Annotated in this window: 6 protein-coding genes; 3 read left to right on the forward strand and 3 right to left on the reverse strand. The window is 72.0% G+C overall.

The window, feature by feature from the left end; translation table 11 throughout:
• On the reverse strand, positions 1 to 1029 hold a 1029-nt coding region (locus E1281_RS41530), incomplete at its 3' end, for a cytochrome b N-terminal domain-containing protein (protein ID WP_243717750.1).
• 363 nt (positions 1030 to 1392) lie between these two features.
• On the opposite strand from E1281_RS41530, the gene E1281_RS36275 reads away from it, so the two are divergent.
• Entirely contained in the window at positions 1393 to 2601 is a 1209-nt protein-coding gene (locus tag E1281_RS36275) for a PucR family transcriptional regulator (RefSeq protein WP_165959260.1), read from the forward strand.
• On the opposite strand, the gene E1281_RS36280 is transcribed toward E1281_RS36275, so the two are convergent.
• Positions 2582 to 2845, reverse strand: coding sequence for a hypothetical protein (locus E1281_RS36280; protein ID WP_131884228.1), 264 nt, complete (start codon positions 2843 to 2845; stop codon positions 2582 to 2584). The genes E1281_RS36275 and E1281_RS36280 overlap by 20 nt on opposite strands.
• 156 nt (positions 2846 to 3001) lie before the next feature.
• Between E1281_RS36280 and E1281_RS36285 the strand changes: the two genes are divergently transcribed.
• Together E1281_RS36285 and E1281_RS36290 are read left to right on the forward strand one after the other, a co-directional pair.
• Positions 3002 to 3751: a GntR family transcriptional regulator gene (locus tag E1281_RS36285; protein ID WP_131884229.1), complete on the forward strand. Its 750-nt coding sequence runs from the start codon at positions 3002 to 3004 to the stop codon at positions 3749 to 3751.
• A gap of 2 nt (positions 3752 to 3753) precedes the next feature.
• The gene (locus E1281_RS36290) at positions 3754 to 4329 is read left to right on the forward strand and encodes an NUDIX hydrolase (RefSeq protein WP_131884230.1); all 576 of its coding nucleotides are present in this window, start codon (positions 3754 to 3756) and stop codon (positions 4327 to 4329) included.
• On the opposite strand, the gene E1281_RS36295 is transcribed toward E1281_RS36290, so the two are convergent.
• On the reverse strand, positions 4321 to 5933 hold a 1613-nt coding region (locus E1281_RS36295; RefSeq protein WP_207943714.1), incomplete at its 5' end, for a DUF4173 domain-containing protein. The two genes, E1281_RS36290 and E1281_RS36295, sit on opposite strands and share 9 nt — an antisense overlap.

Below are 5933 nucleotides of genomic sequence, written 5' to 3' on the forward strand. Positions count from 1 at the left end.
GGTTAGGGCCAGGTGGAGGGTTAGGCGGTCTTGGCCGTTTGTCAGGGACAGGGTCGTGATCGCTTCTATGCGGCGCAGGCGGTGGTAGAGGGTCTGGCGGTGGATGTTCAGGGCTTGGGCTGTTTGCTGGACGTTGGCGGCCAGGTCCAGGTAGGTGCGGGCCGTTTCGGCTAGGGCGGGGTGGTTTCGCAGGGCCGTTGTGCCTTGGGTCTGGGTCGTCTGGGTCAGGGCCTCGTCGCCTGCGGTGTGGAGTAGGCGGAGGGCTCCCAGGGTCGTCCAGTCTCTTGTTTCGCCTGGGGCGGCTGTTCGGGCGGCTACGCGGGCTCGTAGCCAGCCCTCGTGGACGTGGGCCAGGGTGGGGCAGGGGGCGTAGAGGCCGGTCTGTACTTGGGTGTTGCGTTCCTCCAAAAGGCGGCGGGCGCGGTCGAGGGTGGTGGGGGTCGACGCCTCGGCCGGGATCAGCAGGACGTGGATCAGGTAGAGCCGCGGGACGTACTCGCCGCCCGAAAGGAGCGTCGCGAGGTACGAGCCGATGAACGGGATCGAGGCCAGGGCGCCTTCGAGGATGCGCAGGCCGGTGCCGGAGCGCAGGTCGTCCGGCAGAAAGTGGCCGAACAGGCCGTTCAGCATGACCAGCATCAACAGGGCGATCCCGATCAGCCAGGTGAGGCTCCGGGTTCTCCGGAACGCTCCGGTGAAGAAGCCGCGCACCAGGTGAGCGGTGATCGCCAGTGTGAAGATGACGGCCGCCCAGTGGTGGATCCCCCGCATCAGCGACCCGCGTACGTCGAAGCCGATGTGCAGCGTCGATGCGTAGGCCTCGCTCATCCGGACGCCCTGGAGCGGCCCGTAGGAGCCGTCGTACGTGACTTGCTCAAGGCTCGGGACGAAGAACAGCGCCAGGTAGGCGCCCGTCAGCAGGATGACGGCGAACGAGTACACGGCGAGTTCGCCGAGCAGGAAGCTCCAGTGGTCGGGGAACGCCTTCCGCAGGACGGAGGAGCCGAAGCGGTCGCCAGGGGCGCTCAGGGGCTTTGGGGGCGTGCCGGGGGAGGTCGCGCGGTCGCCGTGGCTCGCTGACACGGGATGACCCTACGTGTCGCCCGCCGTGTTCGGGGTGTCGCGCTGGGCGAGCACGGCGCTCATGGTCGTCTGACCTGGTGGTTCTTGGTGTAAATCCGGCCGAAGTCGGTCGAATGTCGACCTAGACTTTGCTCTCGGCCGTACCACGGGTCATGATTTGCCTCACACACGACACATAAGTAAGTAATTACCCCCTGTGTACGGCGCGCAACGCAGCGGGACGACTGCTGGGGAGGTTCTGTGGCGAACGACGGTTCGACCACTAACGGGCGCCCGTGGCCGGATCTGCCGAGGGAACTGGCAGATCACATGCGGCCTCACCTCGACGAGGTGGCGGACGACATGATCCAGGAGATCCAGACGCGCGTCAGGGAGTACGACCGTCCTGGGGACGGCTCCTACTCGGGGACACTCCGGCTCGCCGTCGAGCGGGTGCTCCACTACTTCGTGGACCGGGTCGCCGACCCTGGTCACGACTCCGCCCCGGTGGTGGACTTCTTCCGCGGCATCGGCCGCGGCGAGGCCGGTGAAGGGCGAAGCCTCGACGCCATGCAGAGCGCCATGCGGGTCGGCGGCATGATCGCCTGGCGGCGGCTCACCGAGGGCGCCGACGCCCTGGACGTCTCGCCGCGCACGCTCGGCGCCGTCGGCGAGGTGCTGATGGAGTTCCAGAACGAGCTGGCGCACGCGGCGGCCGAGGGGTTCTCGCAGGCCAAGGCCGCCGTCGCGGGCGAGATGCAGCGGCGGCGCAAGCGCCTGCTCGACCTGCTGTTCGCCGATCCGCCCGCCGCCCAGGAGGCGATCGCCGACCTCGCGGCGGCCGCCCACTGGCCCATCCCCCGGACGATCGCGGCGGTGGCGCTCGGACGGCACCACCAGGACGCCCGGCAGCCCGCCTTCCCGCCCGACGTCCTCGCCGACCTCACCCGCCGTACCCCGAGCCTGATCATCCCCGACCCCGACGGGCCGGGGCGCGCCAAGCTCGTCGACCGCGCGCTGGCCGGGACGCTCGCCGTCGTCGGCCCGACCGTCCCGCTGATGGAGGCGGCCCGGTCGATCCAGTGGGCCCGCAAGACGCTGTGCCTCGTCCAGCGCGGCGTGATCGAGGCGGAGAGCGGCGTGATCCGCAGCGTGGAGCACATGTCCACGCTGATCCTGTTCCAGGACGAGGGGCTCATCACCTCGCTGGCCGACCTGCGCCTCGCCCCGCTGGCGCACCTGCGTCCGAGCCAGCAGGACCGGCTCGCCGAGACGCTGCTGGCGTGGCTGCAGTCCGGCCGCAACGCCAACGAGGTCGCGATGCGGCTGCACGTCCACCCGCAGACGGTCCGCTACCGGCTGCGGCAGCTGGAGGAGCTGTTCGGCGACCAGCTCCTCGACCCGGATCTGCGCTTCGATCTGGAGATCGTGCTGCGTGCCCGCGCGCTGCTGGCCGACAACGCCGGCGAGCGCATGATCCAGCCGCCCCGGGCGGCCGTCGGGGACTCCGGGGAGGTCGTCACCTTCCGCCGGTCCTGACCGAGCCGGAATCCGTGCCGGGCCCGGCGGCCCCGGGCCCGGCACGGAGGCGTTCGGCGGTGGCGACGCGCTCGGCCAGCCGGGTCTGGGCGTCGCAGAGCAGCCACAGCTCGCCCTCGTCCGCCGCGACGATCTCCTCCAGGCAGCCGTTCAGGAGCTGGTAGTCCGTCAAGGGGGTGATACGGGTGGCCCGCAGGCCCCTGTCCGAGCGTTCGCCGTGCCAGCCGGGCAGGATGAGCGACATCGCGGGGGCTCCCTAGGTGGGCCTATGGTAGGTCTACCATAGGACGACCAAGCACCGGTCACAACGCGTTCGGCACAACCCCAAGAGGCAGCCGTCCGCCGTGGCGTCGGTACGGTGTGAGGTCAACGCACCCCACCCCCGGAGCAGGAACTGGCGATGCCGCGACCCCCCGCGAAGGCACAGGCGATCAGCAACGCGCTGGCCGCCCGGATCGTCGAGGGTGAACTCGAACCGGGCGCGTGGCTGCCGTCCGAGCGAGAGCTGGCGCGGCAGTACGGCGCCGACCGCTCGACCGTCCGGCGGGCGCTGCAGATGCTGGCCGAGCAGGGCCTCGTCCGGCTGCGGCACGGCGCGGGGACGCAGGTGCGGACGGCGCGGCGGGTGCGCCGCGCGGCGGCCGACATCACGCGGCAGGTCGGCTCGTGGCGCGGGTTCCACGTCTCGGCGCAGGAGGACGGCCGGACGCCGTTCACCCGGACGGCCGTCGGCGAGGTCGAGGCCGGCGAGCGCCTCGCGCCCCGTCTGGACGTGCCGCCCGGGACGCGGGTGCTGGAACGGGCGCGCGTCCAGGGTGTGGAGGGGGAGCCGCCCGTCCAGACGGCGACGACCTGGGTGATCCCCGAGATCGTCGAACGGATTCCGGTGCTGCGCGAGGTCGACACCGGTCCGGGCGGCATCTACTCGCGGCTGGAGGAGTCCGGCCTCCGCATCACGTTCGAGGAGTCGGTGACGTGCCGGCTGCCGTGCGCGGACGAGCAGGAGACGCTGGAGATCGGCCCTGACCAGCCCGTGCTCACGCTGTGGCGCCGCGCCTACGACCAGGATGGCCGCGTCGTCGAGGTCACCCACCGGGTGGTGGTCGGCGACCGGCACGAACTCGTCTACCGCTACGGGTCGGGAGCCTGACCATGACTGACGCCGAAGAGCCGGTGAACGCCGGCGGCGAGCCCGCGGTCCGCCAGGTCGGTACGCGCGTCGTCTACGAGAACCCCTGGATGGTCGTCCGGGAGGACGACGTCGAGCGCCTGGACGGCTCGCGCGGCATCTACGGGGTCGTGGATAAACCCGACTTCGTCCTGGTCATCCCCCTCGACGGGGACGGGTTCCATCTCGTCGAGGAGTACCGGTACCCGATCGGGATGCGCACCTGGAACTTCCCGCAGGGCTCCCTCCCCAGGCGGCAGGACGCCGACCCGGAGGAACTGGCCCGCCTCGAACTCGCCCAGGAGACCGGCCTCCGCGCCGGGACGCTGAAGCACCTCGGCTACCTGCACTGCTCGCACGGGACGAGCGGGCAGGGCTTCAACGTCTTCGTCGCGTCCGACCTGCGGGCGGGGGAGACCGACCGGGAGATCGAGGAGCAGGACATGCGGCAGAAGTGGTTCTCCATGGACGAGTTCAAGGGGCTCGTGCGGGAGGGCCGGATCACCGACGACTCGACCCTCGCCGCGTTCGCCCTGCTCACCATGGACGGTTCACGATGAGCCGTCCATGGCGAAGCAGCTGACGGAGTCGTCCGGGGGACGCCGGTTCAGGATCTCGCGCGCCCGGCTGCGCGCATGGTTGGCGCCCAAGGCGGGTTCGTCCTCGCGCAGGTCCGCGGCGATGCCGTGCAGCGCGCAGGACCGCTGCGGTTCGGGCAGCCGGTCCAGCGCCGGGACGGCGTCGGCGGACAGGTCCCGCAGGTAGTAGGTGTCGAGCTTGCCGGTCTCCTCGTAGCGCTCGACGTTGTGCTCGGCGATGAACCCGTCCGGGTTGACCGACACCAGCGCGATCATCGCGATCGCGCCGCTCGCCGCGACCATCCGCGGCAGCCAGGCGACCCGCCCCTTCACCACGCCCGCGACCGCGACCAGCACGACCACGAACCCGAGCCACAGCTCGAACGCGTGGACCCACAGCCGCAGCCGCGTCCAGCCGAAGGTCTCCTCGTACAGGTAGAGGCGGCGCAGCGCGACGGCGACGACGACGATGGTCAGCGCGCACAGCAGCCCGAGCAGGGCGCGTACGGCGACGCGGTCGGCCCGCGCGGCGGACGGCGCGTACCGCATCGCGGCGGCGACGACCACGAGGACGAGGACCGTCACGATCACCAGCTGGAAGAAGCCCTCCCGCGCGTACTCGGCGTAGGTGAGGCCGGTCGAGCGGAGGAGCTCGTCCTTGTCGTCGGCCAGGAACATCCGGGCCTGGATCGCGCAGAACAGCAGGAACAGCAGGTCCAGCGCGGCGATCGGCACGACCCAGGACCAGCGCCCGGCGGGTTCCGCCGGATCGGGGTTCAGCAGCCGCAGCGGCGGCGGCGCCTGCGCGAGGAACGCGCCGGCGCAGGCCAGCACGAGCGTCGCGGCGCCCGCGAACACGTACAGGACGACGGACCCCGCGGAGACCTCGGGGGCGAGACCGGCGGCGAGGTCGCCGAACGCCGCGTCCGCCCCGATGAACAGGCCGCCGAACACCACCAGCAGCACGGTCACGATCAGGCCCGTCCGGATCGCGGGCCAGGCGCTGCCCCGCCCCCGCGACGCCGCGCGGTACGTGCCGCGCGCCGCCCACGGGATCATGTAGCCGCTCGCCGGCACGACCGCGAGCCCTCCGCCGATGACCTCCGCCCAGGACCGTCCGCCGCACACCGCGTACGAGCCGGTGGCGACGGCGAGCGCCAGCGCCGACACGACGATCCAGTCCGCGTCACGGATCGCCGGCGTCGCCGACAGGAGCACCGCGAGCAGCAGGAACACGCCGCCGGTCAGGTTGAAGCGCCAGCCGCCCCTGGAGGACCGGGCCCGGACGAGGCGCCCCGCCGACCACGCCGACGCTCCCGCCACGTACGCGACGGCGGCGGCCGCGATGAGCAGCCCCACGCCGAACCGCCCGGAGCGCAGCGACGGCCCCACCGTCACCGCGCCGATCACCGCGGCGATGGCCGCCCCCGCGGCGAGCGCCGGCGACATCGGCAGCGGAGGCCGCTTCCATGCCGCGATGGCCCGATCGAGCTTGGTCGGCGTGTACTGGATCGGAGGCGGCGGAGGAGGGGACGGCCGCCGATGACCCGCGGGCCGCGCCATGCCCCGGTCGGGCCGCTGCCACT

This window comes from Actinomadura sp. KC345, assembly GCF_004348515.1.
Classification (GTDB): domain Bacteria; phylum Actinomycetota; class Actinomycetes; order Streptosporangiales; family Streptosporangiaceae; genus Spirillospora.

Coding starts and splice junctions, on each gene's coding strand:
- E1281_RS36280 (WP_131884228.1), bottom strand. CDS start 2,845: ATGTCGCTCATCCTGCCCGGCTGGCACGGCGAACGCTCGGACAGGGGC.
- E1281_RS36290 (WP_131884230.1), top strand. CDS start 3,754: ATGACTGACGCCGAAGAGCCGGTGAACGCCGGCGGCGAGCCCGCGGTC.
- E1281_RS36275 (WP_165959260.1), top strand. CDS start 1,393: ATGCGGCCTCACCTCGACGAGGTGGCGGACGACATGATCCAGGAGATC.
- E1281_RS36285 (WP_131884229.1), top strand. CDS start 3,002: ATGCCGCGACCCCCCGCGAAGGCACAGGCGATCAGCAACGCGCTGGCC.